Raw genomic sequence first — 17,121 nt, 5'->3', positions numbered from 1 at the left:
CGTTGTTTTACGAGTCGTGATTTACTAGAGGAGTAAGATGTTGCGCCATCCAGTCGGCAATAAACGGCTGGGCGTCACGGTTAGGATGAATACCATCATCCTGCATCCACTGGGGTTTCAGATAAACCTCTTCCATAAAAAAGGGCAGCAGAGGTATATCAAACTCTTTGGCGAGTTTTGGATAAATCGCGCTAAAGCTTTCATTATAACGGCGACCGTAGTTTGCCGGCAGACGAATTTGCATCAGCAGCGGTTCGGCATTTGCTGCTTTCACATCCTGCAGAATCGTGCGCAGGGTTTGTTCGGTTTGCGCAGGCGCAAAACCGCGCAGACCGTCGTTGCCGCCAAGTTCGACCAGCACCCAGCGCGGCTGGTGCTGCTTCAGTAATGCAGGCAGACGGGCCAGACCCTGCTGCGAGGTGTCGCCGCTAATACTGGCATTCACCACCGGCGTTTTGGTTTGCCATTTATCATTAAGTAGCGCAGGCCACGCGGCGCTGGCGGACATACGGTATCCGGCGCTCAGGCTGTCACCCAGAATTAATAACGTGTCCGCTGCGGCGGCGCGGAAAGTTAACAGGACCAGGAACAGGAAAGGCCAATGCCAGCGGAAAACATTGTTGAAGTTCATCATCTTAAGAAATCCGTCGGTCAGGGTGATCATGAGCTATCCATCCTTACCGGAGTTGAACTGGTTGTCAAACGCGCCGAGACCATTGCGCTGATTGGCGAGTCGGGTTCAGGAAAATCCACACTGCTGGCGATCCTCGCCGGGCTGGACGATGGCACCAGCGGTGAAGTCAGCCTGGTGGGGCAGGCGCTGCACACCATGGATGAAGAAGCCCGGGCACAGCTGCGGGCGCGACACGTGGGTTTTGTCTTCCAGTCATTCATGTTAATTCCGACCCTAAACGCGCTGGAAAACGTCGAGTTGCCCGCGTTGTTGCGCGGTGAAAACAGCGGAAAAAGTCGCGACGGGGCAAAAACGTTGCTGGAGCAACTGGGGCTGGGAAAACGTCTTGATCATCTTCCGGCCCAGCTTTCCGGCGGGGAGCAGCAGCGCGTAGCGCTGGCGCGGGCGTTTAACGGTCGCCCTGACGTGCTGTTTGCCGATGAACCGACGGGCAATCTGGACCGGCAGACCGGAGACAAAATCGCCGACCTGCTGTTTTCTCTGAACCGGGAACATGGCACCACCCTGATTCTGGTGACCCATGATTCTCAACTGGCGGCGCGTTGCGATCGGCGTTTACGCCTGGTGAACGGACAGTTGCAGGAGGAGGCATGATTGCACGCTGGTTCTGGCGCGAATGGCGCTCGCCTTCATTACTGATTGTCTGGCTGGCGCTGAGCCTGGCCGTGGCCTGCGTGCTGGCGCTGGGCAATATCAGCGATCGTATGGAAAAAGGGTTGAGCCAGCAAAGCCGTGAGTTTATGGCGGGAGATCGGTCGCTGCAAAGTTCGCGTACCGTGCCGAAAGCGTGGATTGACGAGGCGCGACAGCGTGGCCTGAAAGTGGGCGAACAGCTGACCTTTGCCACTATGACCTTTGCCCGGGATACACCGCAGTTGGCGAACGTCAAAGCGGTGGATGATGTGTATCCGATGTATGGCACGTTGCAAACCAATCCGCCGGGACTGAAACCTCAGCCTGGCTCGGTGCTGCTGGCTCCGCGTCTGATGGCGTTGCTGAACTTAAAAATCGGTGATTCCATCGATGTGGGTGATGCCACGCTGCGCATCGCCGGGGAAGTGGTGCAGGAGCCGGACGCCGGTTTTAATCCGTTCCAGATAGCGCCGCGCCTGATGATGAACATGGCGGATGTCGAAAAAACGGCGGCGGTCCAGCCGGGAAGCCGGGTGACCTGGCGCTATAAATTTGGCGGGACACCGCAGCAACTGGAAGCCTATGAAAAATGGCTGCTCCCGCAGTTAAAGCCTGAACAGCGCTGGTATGGGCTGGAGCAGGATGAAGGGGCGCTGGGGAAATCACTGGAGCGTTCGCAACAGTTCCTGCTGCTGTCGGCGCTGCTAACCCTGCTGCTGGCGGTCGCTGCGGTTGCCGTGGCGATGAGCCATTACTGCCGCAGTCGTTACGATCTGGTGGCTATTCTGAAAACCCTTGGCGCGGGCAGATCACAGTTGCGCAGGCTAATTGTTGGTCAATGGCTGATGGTGCTGGTGCTGTCTGGCGTGACCGGAGGGTTATTCGGGCTGTTGTTTGAACGCGTGCTGGTGGTATTACTTAAGCCGGTACTGCCTGGCGAACTGCCGCCTGCCAGTCCCTGGCCGTGGCTATGGGCATTAGGCACCATGACGGTCATTTCTCTGCTGGTGGGGTTACGCCCTTACCGTTTGCTGCTGGCGACCCAGCCACTGCGGGTACTGCGCCGTGACGTGGTGGCAAACGTCTGGCCGCTGAAGTTTTATTTGCCGGTGGTATTGATAGTCGTGATTGCCCTGCTCGCCGGACTGATGGGCGGAAGTCCGCTGCTGTGGGCTGTGCTGGCCGGAGCGGTAGTGCTGGCGCTTTTGTGCGGGGTGCTCGGCTGGATGCTGCTCAACGTGCTGCGTGGCCTGACGCTCACCTCGCTGCCGCTGCGTTTAGCGGTCAGTCGGCTGTTGCGCCAGCCGTGGTCAACGCTCAGTCAGCTGTCGGCATTTTCGCTTTCCTTTATGTTGCTGGCGCTGCTGCTGGTATTGCGTGGCGACCTGCTCGACCGCTGGCAGCAGCAAATGCCGCCGGAAAGCCCGAACTATTTTCTCATCAACATTGCCACCGAACAGGTGGTTCCACTCAAGGCTTTCCTGGCTGAGCATCAGGTGATCCCGGAATCGTTCTATCCGATTGTGCGGGCGCGTCTGACGGCGATCAATGAGAAGCCGACCGAAGGCAATCACGATGAGGCGCTGAACCGTGAGCTTAATCTGACCTGGCAGGATACCCGACCGGATCATAACCCGATCGTTGCCGGAAGCTGGCCGCCAAAAGCGGGCGAAGTCTCGATGGAAGAGGGGCTGGCGAAACGGCTGAACGTCAAACTTGGCGATCGGGTGACCTTTATGGGCGATACCCAGGATTTCAGCGCCACGGTCAGCAGTCTGCGCAAAGTGGACTGGGAAAGCCTGCGCCCCAACTTCTTCTTTATCTTTCCCTCCGGCGCGCTGGACGCTCAGCCGCAAAGCTGGTTAACCAGCTTTCGCTGGGAGAACGGCAACGGCATGCTGACGCAGCTTAACCGCGAATTCCCGACTATCAGCCTGCTGGATATTGGCGCAATCCTCAAACAGGTGAGCCAGGTGCTGGAGCAGGTGAGCCGGGCACTGGAGGTGATGGTGGTGCTGGTTACCGCTTGCGGTATGTTGCTGCTATTGGCGCAGGTCCAGGTCGGAATGCGTCAGCGTCATCAGGAACTGGTGGTCTGGCGCACGCTGGGCGCGGGTAAGAAGCTGCTGCGTACCACGCTATGGTGCGAGTTTGCCATGCTCGGGATGGTCGCCGGACTGGTGGCTGCCATCGGTGCGGAAACCGCACTGGCGGTGCTGCAAACCCGAGTGTTTGATTTTCCGTGGGAGCCAGACTGGCGACTGTGGGTCGTGTTGCCGCTTTGTGGGGCATTGTTGCTCTCGCTATGCGGCGGATGGCTCGGTTCACGTCTGCTAAAAGGCAAAGCGCTGTTCCGTCAGTTCAGTAGTTAATTCATATTCGTGATGAGTACGCACCGGTTTTTTAAATCGGTGCGTTTTTTTATCTATGTAGCACAAATTGATAACTCATTGATATTTAACAGCACAGAACAATAAAAACCCGACAACACGAGTGTATTAATAAACGTTAATATTTGTATGCTGAATAATTGGCAGGCTATCTATCAAGGTACAAATAATGACTATAAAAAAAACGGCGCTGGCGGTATCGATCGGCGCAGCAGTGGCATTAACGACGTTCGCCTCCCAGGCGGAAATCACGGTCCTGAAACAAGAACCACAGGCGGGCAACCCGCTGAGCCGTCTTAACTTCACCGTCGGCGGGAGTATTCGTCCGCAGTTCCAGAATATGGCCGGTGATGATGGTAAGAATGGCTACAAACGTAATGGTTTCGACGGCGGGACGCGTTTCCGCTTCGCCGCTGATTACTATCTGTTTGATGACATCAGCTGGGTGAGTTATTACGAGCTGGGCGTAAACTTCCCGGCAATGTTCAACTGGGATAATCACTATGCTAACGGCGCCAACGATACCACGCGTCGTATGTTGTACACCGGTCTGAAGAGTGCGACCTGGGGTACGCTGACCTTCGGTCAACAGAACAGCATTTACTATGATGTGGTTGGTGCGAAAACGGATATCTGGGACTACGACATGATCGGTCAGGCACCAGGTAACGGTATCAATGGCGACTATGATGGTTCCTATCGTACGCGTAAATCACTGAAGTATAAGAAAACGGTTGGCGATGTTGATCTCTACGCATCTTATCTGTTCAGCGATGATTACAACCCGAACAACGGTCTGCGCTACAAGCGTAAAGGCGGTGGCTCGCTGGGTGTGGATTATCACATCACCGATGACCTGACCTGGGGTACGGCGTGGAACTACACCCGCGCGGAAATGCGTGGCGACACCAGCAAAACCTACGATCAAAACATCGTCGGTACCGCGCTGAGCTGGAAACCGGACAACTGGACCTTCTCGATGGGCGGCGGTTGGTATCAAAACTTCATGACCACCAAAAAAGTCTCCGTTAACGATTACTTTGCCGGTGATGCCTGGGGTCTGGAATACTTCGCGGGTTACACCTTCCCGGTTGGTCAGTATGCGCTGAAATCCGTTCAACCCTACGTTATGGGCGACCGTATTGAATACGTGAATGGTCGTAACTACCTGCGTACCGACAATGGTGTGGGTATCAGCTTCCAGCTGGACTACGGTTTCCGTGTGGATTACGAACACGTCTTCACCTCCAGCACCGACGATTTGGGTGATATGAACCTGGTTCGTCTGCGTTACGACTTCTAAGTCAATTTCCCTGCCAAAACCGGGTAACCAGAAGGTTATCCGGTTTTTTACTATCCTTTGCTGAAAAACACATTAGTACCTTCAACGTACATTCAACGACATATCCCGCAACATCATGAAATAATTTCAAGGACAGCAGGTTGTGATCTGTGTCATGTTAACAATCAGCCTGTTAACAGGCCAACAAGAACAACGCCGCAAGAACGGCGTGAGACATGACACCACAACGTTAAAATGGAGAAATTATGGGATTGCGTCAGAGTTTACGCGTCGCGACCGGAGCGCTGTTACTGGCCTGTGGATTACAACTTGCTCATGCGAACAGTGACCCGCATACCATCGTGTTTGGCGTCGCACCTGGGCCGTACGGCGATATGGTGAAACAGGCCATTGCCCCTACGCTGAAAGAGAAAGGCTATAAGGTAGTGGTGCGCGAATTCAGCGACTACGTGCAGCCGAACATGGCGCTTTCCAACGGCAGTATTGATGCCAACTTGTTCCAGCACTCGCTCTACTTTGACAAATTCACCGCTGATAAAGGACTGAAGCTGAGCAAGCTGATTGTGGTCCCGACGGCCGGGATGGGTTTTTACTCACATAAAATCAAAAGCCTGGATGAGTTAAAAAAAGGGGATGTGATCACGCTTTCCAATGATCCAACCAATCTGGCTCGCGGTCTGCGTTTCCTGCAGTCTATTGGCCTTATTACCATCAAAAACACTATCGATCCGACTAAAGCCTCTGAGCGCGATATCGCCAGCAACCCGAAAGGGCTGGTGTTTAAACCGCTGGAAGCGGCACAGCTGCCGCGTACCCTGGACGGTGTGACAGGCGCGCTGGTCAACGGTAACTTTGCTGTGGCGGCAAAACTGGATCTCGCCAGCGCCATCAAGCAAGAGCATCTGGACGAAAATCTGAAAAATATCATAGCGGTACGCAGTGAAGATGCGGATAAACCGTTCGCGAAAGATATTGTGGCGGCGGTGAAATCTCCGGCGTATCGCGCGGTGATCGACGATCCGCAAAATATCTACAGCGCCTTCCAGAAACCGGAATGGATGTCGGCAGCCCAATAATCGCTGCGCACAAGGTTAACAGGGGCAGCGGCGACTGCCCTTTTCGCATTTCTGAGGTGGCTATGATTGAGATAGAAAAGGTTTGCGTGGATTTTAGCGCAGGCCGTGGACCATCAACCCGGGCGGTTGATGACGTCAGCTTGCGCATAGGCGCAGGTGAGATATTTGGCATTGTCGGGACCAGCGGCGCGGGGAAAAGTACGCTGCTGCGCACCCTGAACGCCTTAACGCGACCAGGCCTGGGAAGCGTAAAGGTTAACGGCGTAGAAATTTCCGCGCTGGAAGGGGCGCAACTACGTAAAGCCCGTCAGCGTATTGGGATGATTTTTCAGCATTTTAATCTGATGCATACCCGTACCGTGGCGCAAAACGTCGCTTTCAGCCTGAAGGCTGCCGGATGGGAGCGCAGTAAAATTGGCCCACGCGTCAGCGAAATCCTGACGCTGGTGGGGCTGTCTGACAAGGCGAACCGCTTTCCTGTGCAGCTCAGCGGCGGGCAAAAGCAGCGCGTTGGTATTGCCCGTGCGATTGCCAATCACCCCGATGTGCTGCTGTGTGATGAACCGACCTCTGCGTTGGATCTGGAAACGTCGGCCACTATTCTGGCATTGCTTAAGCAGATCAACCAACAGCTGGGGATCACGATCGTGCTGATCACGCACGAGATGAACGTGATCAAATCGATTTGCGATCGTGTGGCGGTGATGTCCGGCGGCAAGGTGGTGGAGTCCGGTGAGGTGTTTGACGTTTTTGCTCACCCGCAGCACGCTTTCACGCAGCAACTGGTGTCGCATACCCTCAATCTGACGCTACCCGAACGCTTGCGCCAGCATTTGCCTGGCCAGTTGCTGAAAATTCTGTTCATCGGCGATTCGGCGGAACAGCCGGTGTTGTCTGAAGTCGCGGTTAAATTTGGTGTGGCGGTGAACATTCTGCACGGCAAAATTGAATATATCGGCGAGCGTGCTCTGGGGATTCTGGTGGTGCAACTGACCGCGCCGCATAACCCTTCTGCGGTGGATGTCGCCGTGGAACATATTCGTCAACGCACGGCACAGGTGGAGGTGATTCGTGGATGATTTATTGCCTGATTTGACGCTGGCGTTTAATGAAACCTTTCAGATGCTAAGTATCTCTACGGTGCTGGCGATTATTGGCGGTCTGCCGCTCGGTTTTCTTATTTTTGTCACCGACCGGCATTTATTCTGGCAAAACCGTTTTGTGTATCTGCTCAGCTCCGTGCTGGTGAATATCATCCGTTCGGTGCCGTTTGTGATCCTGCTGGTGCTGCTGCTGCCGCTCACCCAGTTTTTACTCGGAAATACCATTGGGCCGATTGCGGCGTCGGTCCCGCTCTCGGTGGCGGCAATCGCTTTTTATGCCCGTCTGGTCGACAGCGCACTGCGTGAAGTCGATAAAGGCATTATTGAAGCGGCGGAAGCCTTTGGCGCCAGCCCGATGCGCATCATCTGCACCGTTCTGTTACCTGAAGCGAGCGCGGGTCTGCTGCGTGGGTTGACGATAACGCTGGTGAGTCTGATCGGTTACTCCGCGATGGCCGGAATCGTTGGCGGCGGTGGGGTAGGCGACCTGGCGATTCGCTTTGGTTATTACCGCTACGAAACCCAGGTCATGATCGTCACCGTGGTGGCGCTGATTATTCTGGTGCAGGTCGTTCAGGTGCTGGGCGACTGGCTGGCGAAACGCGCGGATAAGCGCGACAGACACTGATCACTGTGCGTTAAGCCAGTCGGCAACGTCCTGCCATGTGCCGCGAAAGACGACTTTCGCGGCTTTCTTTTCCAGTTGATAACGATACATCGGGTCGTAATACTCGTTGAGCAACGGTACCAGCCAGCCCATATGGGCGTCGGTACTGCCCGTCGCTTGCTGTTCGCGCAGAGCCACGTCGAGCAGGGCGGTCAGCTCGGCAAAACGTTGTAACCCCAGACGGCGGCGAATAGCAAACAGGCCGTGGTGCAGATACTCGCTATACTCCTGCCAGCCCTGACTCTCGCCATAAGCATGGGTAAAATCGTGGTGCATCCGCACGAAATACTCTTCGCGCAGTCGCTCCAGACGACGCTCAAAAGGATCGTCCACCACTGCAATAGATGCCTGGGTCATGCGTTCACGCAGGCACTCAGGCAGATGATTAGCCCCGATCATGCGGCCTTCATCTTCCAGTACCCACAGACGCAGATCCTGACGTCTGTCGGTTCTGAGCATTTCGACCGCCAGCAGGTTTTCAAAACTCGCCTGACTCAGCTGCGGTTCAACGGTGCGACCAAACGAGGAACCGCGATGGTGCGCCAGACCTTCGAGATCCACGCCGTTCGGCTGCTGTTGCACCAGCTGCGTTTTACCGTTCCCGGTACAGCCGCCAATTAAGACGATCGGCTTTTGCACTAATTTTTCAGTCAGTTGAATCGCCGCCTGACGCAGGGCTTTGTAGCCGCCGTGTATCAGCGGGTAGTCAATCCCGGACTCGTGCAGCCACTGCTGCACAATGTGCGAACGCTGACCGCCGCGCGCGCAGCATAAATAACCCGCAGGATTTTGACGACAGGCATCCAGCCAGGCCTTCATACGTTGTTGGCGAGTCTCGCCGCAGACCAGTTGATGGCCGAGCGTGAGGGCTGCCTCGGGTCCCTGACGTTTATAACAGGTACCCACGGCGGCACGTTCGTCATCGTTCATCAGAGGAAGGTTGATTGCGCCCGGCATTGCGCCTTGCAGAAATTCGACGGGGGCGCGTACATCGATTATAGGCGTACCAGCGAGCAAAATTGCGCGATAGTCCGTTCCATCGTTCATGTGTGATCCTGAAAATACAAAAACAGCAATGGAGGGGATTTTACGCGCCAGAGGAGGGGCCGGGGAAGGATAAAATCAAATCCCCGGCATTAATGGCTTATTTCAGCGTTGACTGCGCCCAGATAATACCGCTGGCATATTCCGGCGGCAGCAGGGGGATAAGCGCTTCCAGCGTCGCACTAAGACGCGCGGTATCGCTGTCGCTCAGGTTCAGGTGTCCCACCTTACGCCCTTCACGCACCTCTTTGTCATACCAGTGCAGATGCACCAGCGGCAGTTTCAGCCAGTCATAGTTCAGGTCGCTACCAATCAGATTTACCATCACCGAAGGAGTGTTCACTACCGGCGTGGGTAACGGCAGGTTGGTAATGGCGCGCAGGTGCAGCTCAAACTGGCTGATGCTGGCACCGTTTTGCGTCCAGTGCCCGCTGTTGTGCACGCGTGGAGCCAGTTCGTTAATCAGCAGACCTTCCGGGGTGATGAAACATTCCATCGCCATCACGCCGACATAGCCCAGCTCCTGCATGATGGCAGAGAGCATCGCTTCGGCCTGTTTCTGCTGTTTGGCGTTAGCCTGCGGGAAGACCACGCTGGTGCGCAGAATGCCGTCCTGGTGCAGGTTATGGGTCAGCGGATAGAAGACGGTGCTACCGTCGTGCGCACGAGCGCCAACCAGTGAGACTTCACCAGAGAAGTTGATTCCCCGCTCAACGATGCACTCGCCGTAGCAGTCGTCCGGCAGTTGTTCGGTTTCATTTGCGCGCAAACGCCACTGCCCACGACCGTCGTAACCGCCGACGCGACGTTTCACGATCGCCAGCTCACCGAGTTTGTCGAATACTGCAGGCCATTCGCTTTTATCCGCCAGCAGTTGCCACGGCGCAGTTGCCAGGCCGAGCTTGTCAAAAAGCTGCTTTTGCGTCAGACGGTCGGCAATAATCGGGAAAACGTCGCGGTTAACAAACGCCGGGTGGCGCGCGAGCTCGCGGGTGAGTGCCGTTTCCGGCCAGCGCTCAATCTCAGCGGTGATCACGCTTTGCTGAAAAGGGACCGCTGCTGGTTCGGCATCCAGCCCGACGGGCCAGACCGCAATGCCCAGCGGCTCACCGGCCTGGCGCAGCATGCGCCCTAGCTGACCGTTACCGAGTACGCAGACCTGCTTCATGCCGCACCTCGCGGGTCCGGATTCTCCAGCACCTCGTCGGTTTGTGCTTTGCGCCAGTCGTTCAGACGCTGGTGTAATGCTTTGTCGTGTGTTGCCAGAATTTGTGCTGCCAGCAGGGCCGCATTTGCCGCGCCCGCTTTGCCGATAGCCAGCGTTCCGACCGGAATACCGCGCGGCATCTGTACGATGGAGTAAAGGCTATCTACGCCGCTCAGCGCCGCGCTTTGCACCGGGACGCCTAAAACAGGCACCAGCGTTTTAGCCGCAATCATGCCCGGCAGATGTGCAGCGCCACCCGCACCGGCAATGATCACCTGATAGCCGTTCTCTTCTGCGCTTTCGGCGAAGCTAAACAGCTTGTCAGGGGTGCGGTGGGCGGAGACGACTTCAACATGATGCGGCACGTTCAGAATTTCGAAGATTTCGGCGGCGAACTGCATGGTAGCCCAGTCGCTTTTGGACCCCATCACGATGGCGACACGCGCCGGGTTATTGCGGGAAGACATGCGTCTGAAAACTCCTGTGATGCACTACACTCGACTTTTGAGGCCACAGAGAATAGCATAATTCGCCGTCAAGGAAAACGATTGCGCGCTTTACACTTCACCCTTCAGGCAGCCTTTGTAGTTGGCTACATCGCAACGAGTTTTGTGTAAAGAGGAACTGGATATCTGCGGAATTAAAACGGAAATGCGATCAGTTCAACGTCATCTGGCGTGACTTTGATCATCGACCCTTCGGTGTGCCATGCGCCTAATACCACACGGAAAGCGGGTTGCTCATTGGCCGTAAGCTCGTGGACTGCCGGGCGGTGGGTGTGGCCGTGAATTAACCACTGGACCTGATGCTTTTCCATCTCGGTGATGACGGCCTGCGGATTCACATCCATGATCGCCAGTGACTTGCTGCTGTTGGCCGCTTTGCTATTGGCGCGCATTTTCGCGGCGATATGTTGGCGAACGAACAGAGGTAGGGAGAGGAACAGCTTCTGTAGCCAGGGTTGATGTACTTTGGCGCGAAACGCCTGATAGCCTGCATCGTCTGTACACAAAGTGTCGCCATGCATGATCAATACCTTGCTGCCATACAGGTTGAGTACTTTTTTCTCAGGCAGCAAGCTCATGCCGCTTTCACGGGCAAAACGTTTGCCGAGCAGAAAATCTCGGTTGCCGTGAATAAAAAAGCAGGGAACGCCGGAATCAACCAGTGATTTTATCGCCGCGGCTATTTCATGATGCAGTGGGGTTGGGTCGTCGTCGCCAATCCAGGCTTCAAACAGGTCGCCGAGAATGTACAGTGCATCAGCTTTTCGCGCATCACCGGCTAAAAAACGCAGAAAACCGGCGGTGATCGCCGGTTCTTCTGTACAGAGGTGAAGATCTGCAATAAACAGTGTCGTCACGATTACTCGCTGACGGTCACGTTTTCGATGATGACGTCTTCTTTTGGCACATCCTGGTGCATACCGCTGCGACCAGTGGAAACGCCTTTGATTTTATCAACCACGTCCATGCCTTCAACAACTTCGGCAAACACGCAATAACCCCAACCCTGCATGCTTTCGCCGGAGAAGTTCAGGAAGTCGTTGTCTGCAACGTTGATGAAGAACTGTGCGGTTGCGGAGTGCGGAGCCTGAGTGCGCGCCATCGCCAGCGTACCACGGGTGTTTTTCAGACCGTTGTTCGCTTCGTTTTTGATCGCTTCTTTCGTGGCTTTTTGCTTCATGCCCGGTTCGAAACCGCCGCCCTGGATCATGAAACCGTTAATAACACGGTGGAAAATGGTGTTGTTGTAAAAACCTTCGCGGCAGTAGTCCAGGAAGTTTTTAACTGTTTCAGGCGCTTTATCATCAAACGTTTTGATTACGATATCGCCGTGATTAGTGTGGAAAGTAACCATTTTTGCATCCTGTTCCGATAGATTGGTGCTTCGACCCCGTGAAGGGTCAGAGTTAGGGGTGTGTTATAGCATAACCGCAAGCTGCGATCACCTCGCAAAGTGTGCTGCTTCCGGTCTAAATTATGGGTATTATACAGACTTTACTATCCACACACGTCTACACGGAATCTTCGATGTTAAAAATCTTTAATACACTGACGCGCCAAAAAGAGGAATTCAAACCTATTCATGCCGGGGAAGTCGGCATGTACGTGTGTGGTATTACCGTTTACGATCTCTGTCATATTGGCCACGGACGTACCTTCGTTTCTTTCGACGTTGTCGCGCGCTATTTGCGCTTCCTCGGCTATAAGCTGAAATATGTGCGCAACATTACCGATATTGATGACAAAATCATCAAGCGCGCGAATGAAAACGGCGAGAGCTTTGTGGCGTTGGTCGACAGAATGATCGCGGAAATGCATAGCGATTTCGACGCGCTGAATATTCTGCGCCCGGATCTGGAGCCGCGCGCTACGCACCATATCGCTGAGATTATTGAAATCACTGAACAGCTGATTGCCAAAGGTCACGCATATGTCGCTGATAACGGCGACGTGATGTTCGACGTGCCGACTGACCCTAACTATGGTCAGCTGTCACGCCAGGATCTGGATCAGCTGCAGGCGGGCGCACGCGTTGATGTGGTTGATGTGAAGCGCAACCCGATGGACTTCGTGCTGTGGAAAATGTCCAAAGAAGGCGAGCCGAGCTGGCCGTCTCCGTGGGGCGCGGGTCGTCCTGGCTGGCACATCGAATGTTCGGCGATGAACTGCAAACAGTTGGGCAACCATTTTGATATTCATGGCGGTGGTTCGGATCTGATGTTCCCGCACCATGAAAACGAAATCGCTCAATCTACCTGTGCGCATGACGGTGAATACGTTAATTACTGGATGCACTCCGGGATGGTGATGGTTGACCGGGAGAAAATGTCCAAATCGCTGGGCAACTTCTTTACCGTGCGTGACGTGCTGAAATACTACGACGCCGAAACCATTCGCTACTTCCTGATGTCTGGTCATTACCGTAGCCAGTTAAACTACAGCGAAGAGAACCTGAAGCAGGCGCGCTCTGCACTGGAGCGTCTGTATACCGCGCTGCGCGGCACCGATAAGTCCGTTGCTCCAGCCGGTGGCGAAGCCTTTGAAGCGCGCTTCATTGAAGCGATGGACGATGACTTCAATACGCCGGAAGCCTACTCCGTGCTGTTTGATATGGCGCGTGAGGTTAACCGCCTGAAGGGTGAAGATATGGCGGCGGCTAACGGTATGGCTTCGCATCTGCGTAAGCTTTCCAGCGTGCTGGGCCTGCTGGAACAGGAGCCTGAAGCATTCCTGCAAAGCGGTGCGCAGGCGGATGACGGTGAAGTTGCTGAAATTGAAGCGTTAATCCAGCAGCGTCTGGATGCCCGTAAAGCCAAAGACTGGGCGGCAGCTGACGCCGCGCGTGACCGTCTCAATGAGATGGGTATCGTGCTGGAAGATGGCCCGCAGGGCACTACCTGGCGCCGTAAGTAATGATATTGATTGCCGGATGGCGGCTCGCGCCCTGTCCGGCAATCAATGTACGAATGTCGGTCGGATAAGACGCTTGTCGTATCCGGCAAATTAATATTTCCGATACCACCACAGCACACCCATCATCATAACTCCCGGTAGCCATACCCATATCAACTCCGAAATTATCACCTGGTGCCCGTATGGTGTGGCGTAGCGTGATAGCGCAAACGGGGCGACTTTAATCACCTGCCACGGTGCAAAGAAGCGTTCATCCGACCACGGCCACAGCCAGCCGACGCCTTTGCCGCCAGTGGTGACCGAATCCAACAGGCTGTGCGACAGCAGTGAAACCGTCAGGAATAGCCAGCAGCGAATTAAGCCTGCCTTAAACCATCGTCGACCCATCCATACGCAGAGCAGCGGCACTACGAAGGCGAACAGCAGCGAATGGGTAAAACCGCGGTGACCAAACACGTTGCCGTAGGCGACGCCAAGCTTAAACGACAGTACGTCGGTATCCGGCAACATAGCCAGAATGACGCCAGTAAACAGTAATTGCGGGGGGATGACTTTACGCCCGAGACCTAATCCTAAACAGAGTGGAACGGCAGCGTGGGTAACGATTGTTGGCATGATGATCGCTTCGTGTGGAAAAACAACATGCTAACAGTTCACTGTGAAGTGGTGATGAAGTCATTATCTGAAAAGGAGAGAGGAAGTGGCCGGACAGGGGTTAACCTCATCCGGCACCAGGGATCACGCCACGACGTTAATGCTGTGGCCTTCAAAGCTGACGGTCTGTCCGGCAACGATTTTGCAGCGTTTACGCGTTTCTACCGCACCATCGACCTTCACTAACCCTTCGCCAATAGCAATTTTTGCCTGGGCGCCGCTTTCGCTCCAGCCTTCCAGCTTCAGTAAATCGCAGAGTTCAACGTGTGGGTGTTTACCCAGTGAAAATGTGGCCATCTTAAACGTCCTTTACATCATGATATTCAACACACGCCTGCAGCGTGTTTTCGATAAGTGTGGCGACCGTCATTGGGCCTACGCCGCCGGGTACCGGCGTGATGTATGACGCGCGTGCGGCGGCATCTTCAAAGACCACATCGCCAACAACCTTACCATTCTCCAGACGGTTGATGCCGACATCAATCACAATCGCACCTTCTTTGATCCACTCGCCGGGAATAAAGCCAGGTTTGCCGACGGCAACAATCAGCAGGTCTGCATGCTCTACATGGCGACGCAGATCTTTGGTGAACCGGTGGGTGACGGTGGTGGTGCAGCCAGCCAGCAGCAGCTCCATGCTCATCGGGCGGCCAACAATATTCGACGCGCCAATAACGACCGCATTCAGACCGTAGGTGTCGATATTGTAACGCTCAAGCAGAGTCACAATACCGCGCGGAGTACACGGGCGCAGGCGCGGCGCACGCTGGCACAGGCGACCAACGTTATACGGGTGGAAACCGTCAACGTCTTTATCCGGCGCAATACGCTCGAGAACTTTAACGTTGTCGATACCCGCAGGTAACGGCAGCTGGACCAGAATACCGTCGATGGTGGTATCTGCATTGAGCGTATCGATCAGCTCGAGCAGCTCCGCCTCGCTGGTGGTTTCAGGCAGGTCATAGGAGCGGGAGACAAACCCCACCTCGTCACAGGCTTTGCGTTTACTCGCGACATAAATCTGCGAAGCCGGGTTGCTACCTACCAGCACAACAGCCAGGCCTGGGGCGCGTAATCCAGCCGCTAAACGCGCCTGAACTTTTTGAGCAACCTCAGAGCGCACCTGCTGCGCAATCGTTTTACCGTCAATAATCTTTGCTGCCATCAGAGAGAGGATTCCGTCTGTTACGTTAAATCGAAGGGGATGCCGCTATTTTGTCAGAAGCGGGACGTGCTGTCAGTTTTCGTTTGCATTTTTACGTGCGCCAGGGGGCGTCACGATCTGCGAATGGGGTCAGTACAGAGGCTTAAGCCTTACGGATAATTAATGAGCATGCTAATTAAAATTAACGTGAATGAAACAACTCATCACCCTGGTATTTTCAGGGGTAATGCGCCACAAACCAGTCTGTTAGGGTTAATTATGAGGGATTTTACCTCATTCCCACACAGATTTTTCCTGGGTCCCATTAAGAATTAGCCAGGGTCATTAAAAGGATTTGCAGGTATTTTTCATTAATTGAAATGTTTAATTTATCGCTGTGACGAATAGTCATATTCGCGAGGAATAATTAGTGAATCAAATACTCAGGAGAGTTGGGGTAAAAGGTTAGCTAATTCTCATGCGATATATATCTTTACAGGATGCAGAGATAATTAGCCTGACATTTAATGTCGATAATGATTCAAACGGGTCCCGCAGGATGCCGGAGCCGGATGTGTGTAATTCAAGGGAAATCCATGAAACGTAAATTAATGACCTCTTCTGTTATTGCCAGCCTGATGTTAGTCGCCGGTGCAGCGGTTGCAGCCGATCCGGTAAGCGTTAGCGGCGGTACTGTGCATTTTGAAGGTGAACTGGTCAATGCAGCCTGTGCAGTCAGTACTCAGTCATCCGATCAGGTTGTGACGTTAGGCCAGTATCGTACTGCCAGTTTTGCCGCAGTGGGTGACACTACAGCACAAATTCCGTTCTCTATCGTGCTGAACGACTGTGACCCGAACGTTGCCGCAACCGCAGCCGTTGCTTTCTCTGGCCAGTCCGATATTACCAATAACAACCTGCTGGCCGTCACTTCTGCAGACAACGGTACCACTGCAGGCGGTGTTGGGATTGAAATTCTGGACAATACGTCCACCGCGCTGAAGCCGGATGGCGCAACCTTCTCTACCGCTCAGGCGCTGGTAGAAGGGACCAACACCCTGCGTTTCTCTGCACGTTACAAAGCCACTGCCGCAAGCGCAACGCCGGGTCAGGCAAATGCCGACGCGACATTCATCATGAAGTACGAATAAGCCGTTTTGATTTGCGCAAGGATGACGTTCGCCTCAATGGATGAGGCAATATCCGGGGATGATGAAGGATGCGGCAGATGATAGGGAAAGGCGTGGCGCTGGCGGGAATGCTGTGCGTAATGCCTGTGCTTTCACATACGGTAATACTGGAAAGTGGCCGAGTTCACTTACGGGGGCAGCTCGTCAACGGCGCCTGTACGGTCGCCACTGACAGTCAGGATATGCGGGTGCAAATGGGGCAGTATCGCACCAATGCTTTCTCTGGGACGGGAAGCTTCGCCTCTACCAACGTACCGTTTTCACTGCGCTTAACGTCGTGCAGCTCCGATGTTTATGACCATGTTGGGATTGCGTTTGCGGGCGTGACGCCAGCGGAAGATCCGCAGGTTTTTCTTGCCAGCGGCGATGCGTCTGCGGCTTCGGGGATTGGTCTGGCGTTATTTGACGAGCGCCAACGGCAAATTATACCGAATGCCCTGCCGCTTCATTATGCGCCGATTATAACGCAAGAGATGACGTTTCATTTCACTGCCCGCTATCGGGCTGTCTCGGAAAATATAACGCCGGGAACGCTTCGCTCAGACGTGTGGTTTACGTTGGTTTATCCCTGATTTATTTCCCAACGATAATCGCATC

18 protein-coding genes are annotated in these 17,121 nt (G+C 54.5%); 9 read left to right on the top strand and 9 right to left on the bottom strand.

Annotation, left to right across the window (positions count from 1 at the left end; genetic code table 11):
• Window positions 1–7: 7 nt before the first annotated feature.
• On the bottom strand, window positions 8–634 hold the full coding sequence (tesA, locus tag HV237_RS17730; RefSeq protein WP_085951033.1) for a multifunctional acyl-CoA thioesterase I/protease I/lysophospholipase L1: 627 nt from the start codon (window positions 632–634) through the stop codon (window positions 8–10).
• On the opposite strand from tesA, the gene ybbA reads away from it, so the two are divergent.
• The 6 genes from ybbA (at window position 602) to HV237_RS17700 (ending at window position 7,827) form a co-directional block, all read left to right on the top strand.
• Window positions 602–1,288 (top strand): putative ABC transporter ATP-binding protein YbbA, encoded by a 687-nt coding sequence (ybbA, locus tag HV237_RS17725; protein WP_016152113.1) that lies wholly within the window; start codon window positions 602–604, stop codon window positions 1,286–1,288. The genes tesA and ybbA overlap by 33 nt on opposite strands.
• Complete coding sequence (gene ybbP, locus HV237_RS17720) at window positions 1,285–3,699, top strand: putative ABC transporter permease subunit YbbP (RefSeq protein WP_047358029.1); 2,415 nt, start codon at window positions 1,285–1,287, stop codon at window positions 3,697–3,699. The genes ybbA and ybbP overlap by 4 nt, the downstream gene beginning before the upstream one ends.
• A 187-nt stretch (window positions 3,700–3,886) precedes the next feature.
• Window positions 3,887–5,020, top strand: coding sequence for a porin (locus tag HV237_RS17715; protein WP_047358030.1), 1,134 nt, complete (start codon window positions 3,887–3,889; stop codon window positions 5,018–5,020).
• Between the two features lie 245 nt (window positions 5,021–5,265).
• Window positions 5,266–6,096 carry a MetQ/NlpA family ABC transporter substrate-binding protein gene (locus HV237_RS17710; protein ID WP_047358031.1) on the top strand — a complete coding sequence of 277 codons (831 nt, stop codon included), beginning with the start codon at window positions 5,266–5,268 and terminating at the stop codon, window positions 6,094–6,096.
• Window positions 6,097–6,158: 62 nt separating this feature from the next.
• Complete coding sequence (sfbB, locus tag HV237_RS17705) at window positions 6,159–7,175, top strand: virulence-associated ABC transporter ATP-binding protein SfbB (RefSeq protein WP_047358079.1); 1,017 nt, start codon at window positions 6,159–6,161, stop codon at window positions 7,173–7,175.
• Window positions 7,168–7,827: a methionine ABC transporter permease gene (locus HV237_RS17700; protein ID WP_003831085.1), complete on the top strand. Its 660-nt coding sequence runs from the start codon at window positions 7,168–7,170 to the stop codon at window positions 7,825–7,827. The genes sfbB and HV237_RS17700 overlap by 8 nt, the downstream gene beginning before the upstream one ends.
• Here HV237_RS17700 and mnmH read toward each other — a convergent pair whose 3' ends face one another.
• From mnmH to ppiB, 5 genes are all read right to left on the bottom strand, one after another.
• Entirely contained in the window at window positions 7,828–8,913 is a 1,086-nt protein-coding gene (mnmH, locus tag HV237_RS17695; RefSeq protein ID WP_047358032.1) for a tRNA 2-selenouridine(34) synthase MnmH, read from the bottom strand. It lies immediately after the preceding gene.
• Between the two features lie 97 nt (window positions 8,914–9,010).
• Window positions 9,011–10,078, bottom strand: a complete 1,068-nt coding sequence (gene purK, locus HV237_RS17690) for a 5-(carboxyamino)imidazole ribonucleotide synthase (RefSeq protein ID WP_047358033.1) — start codon at window positions 10,076–10,078, stop codon at window positions 9,011–9,013.
• Window positions 10,075–10,584, bottom strand: coding sequence for a 5-(carboxyamino)imidazole ribonucleotide mutase (gene purE, locus HV237_RS17685; RefSeq protein ID WP_016152120.1), 510 nt, complete (start codon window positions 10,582–10,584; stop codon window positions 10,075–10,077). The genes purK and purE overlap by 4 nt, the downstream gene beginning before the upstream one ends.
• A gap of 173 nt (window positions 10,585–10,757) precedes the next feature.
• The gene (lpxH, locus tag HV237_RS17680) at window positions 10,758–11,480 is read right to left on the bottom strand and encodes a UDP-2,3-diacylglucosamine diphosphatase (RefSeq protein WP_047358034.1); all 723 of its coding nucleotides are present in this window, start codon (window positions 11,478–11,480) and stop codon (window positions 10,758–10,760) included.
• A 2-nt stretch (window positions 11,481–11,482) separates the two neighbouring features.
• On the bottom strand, window positions 11,483–11,977 hold the full coding sequence (gene ppiB / locus HV237_RS17675; RefSeq protein ID WP_003021875.1) for a peptidylprolyl isomerase B: 495 nt from the start codon (window positions 11,975–11,977) through the stop codon (window positions 11,483–11,485).
• Between the two features lie 173 nt (window positions 11,978–12,150).
• On the opposite strand from ppiB, the gene cysS reads away from it, so the two are divergent.
• The gene (cysS, locus tag HV237_RS17670; protein WP_006685638.1) at window positions 12,151–13,536 is read left to right on the top strand and encodes a cysteine--tRNA ligase; all 1,386 of its coding nucleotides are present in this window, start codon (window positions 12,151–12,153) and stop codon (window positions 13,534–13,536) included.
• Window positions 13,537–13,626: 90 nt separating this feature from the next.
• On the opposite strand, the gene HV237_RS17665 is transcribed toward cysS, so the two are convergent.
• The 3 genes from HV237_RS17665 to folD all read right to left on the bottom strand — a co-directional run bounded on the left by HV237_RS17665 (window position 13,627) and on the right by folD (window position 15,355).
• Window positions 13,627–14,151, bottom strand: coding sequence for a metal-dependent hydrolase (locus HV237_RS17665; RefSeq protein WP_047358035.1), 525 nt, complete (start codon window positions 14,149–14,151; stop codon window positions 13,627–13,629).
• A 123-nt stretch (window positions 14,152–14,274) separates the two neighbouring features.
• Window positions 14,275–14,487, bottom strand: a complete 213-nt coding sequence (gene ybcJ / locus HV237_RS17660; protein ID WP_016152124.1) for a ribosome-associated protein YbcJ — start codon at window positions 14,485–14,487, stop codon at window positions 14,275–14,277.
• Between the two features lies 1 nt (window position 14,488).
• Window positions 14,489–15,355: a bifunctional methylenetetrahydrofolate dehydrogenase/methenyltetrahydrofolate cyclohydrolase FolD gene (gene folD / locus HV237_RS17655; protein ID WP_003021887.1), complete on the bottom strand. Its 867-nt coding sequence runs from the start codon at window positions 15,353–15,355 to the stop codon at window positions 14,489–14,491.
• Window positions 15,356–15,930: 575 nt separating this feature from the next.
• Between folD and fimA the strand changes: the two genes are divergently transcribed.
• Together fimA and fimI are read left to right on the top strand one after the other, a co-directional pair.
• Window positions 15,931–16,485, top strand: a complete 555-nt coding sequence (gene fimA / locus HV237_RS17650; RefSeq protein ID WP_032946983.1) for a type 1 fimbrial major subunit FimA — start codon at window positions 15,931–15,933, stop codon at window positions 16,483–16,485.
• Window positions 16,486–16,562: 77 nt separating this feature from the next.
• A complete protein-coding gene (gene fimI, locus HV237_RS17645; protein ID WP_047358036.1) occupies window positions 16,563–17,096 on the top strand; it encodes a type 1 fimbrial protein subunit FimI in 534 nt (177 codons plus the stop codon).
• The last annotated feature ends 25 nt before the right edge of the window (window positions 17,097–17,121 follow it).

Origin of the sequence: Citrobacter sp. RHBSTW-00570 (assembly GCF_013739755.1) — a bacterium.
In the GTDB taxonomy this organism is placed as follows: Bacteria; Pseudomonadota; Gammaproteobacteria; order Enterobacterales; family Enterobacteriaceae; genus Citrobacter; species Citrobacter braakii.
Note: the sequence above shows the minus strand (reverse complement) of the source record. Positions and strands in the feature narration are given on the sequence as shown.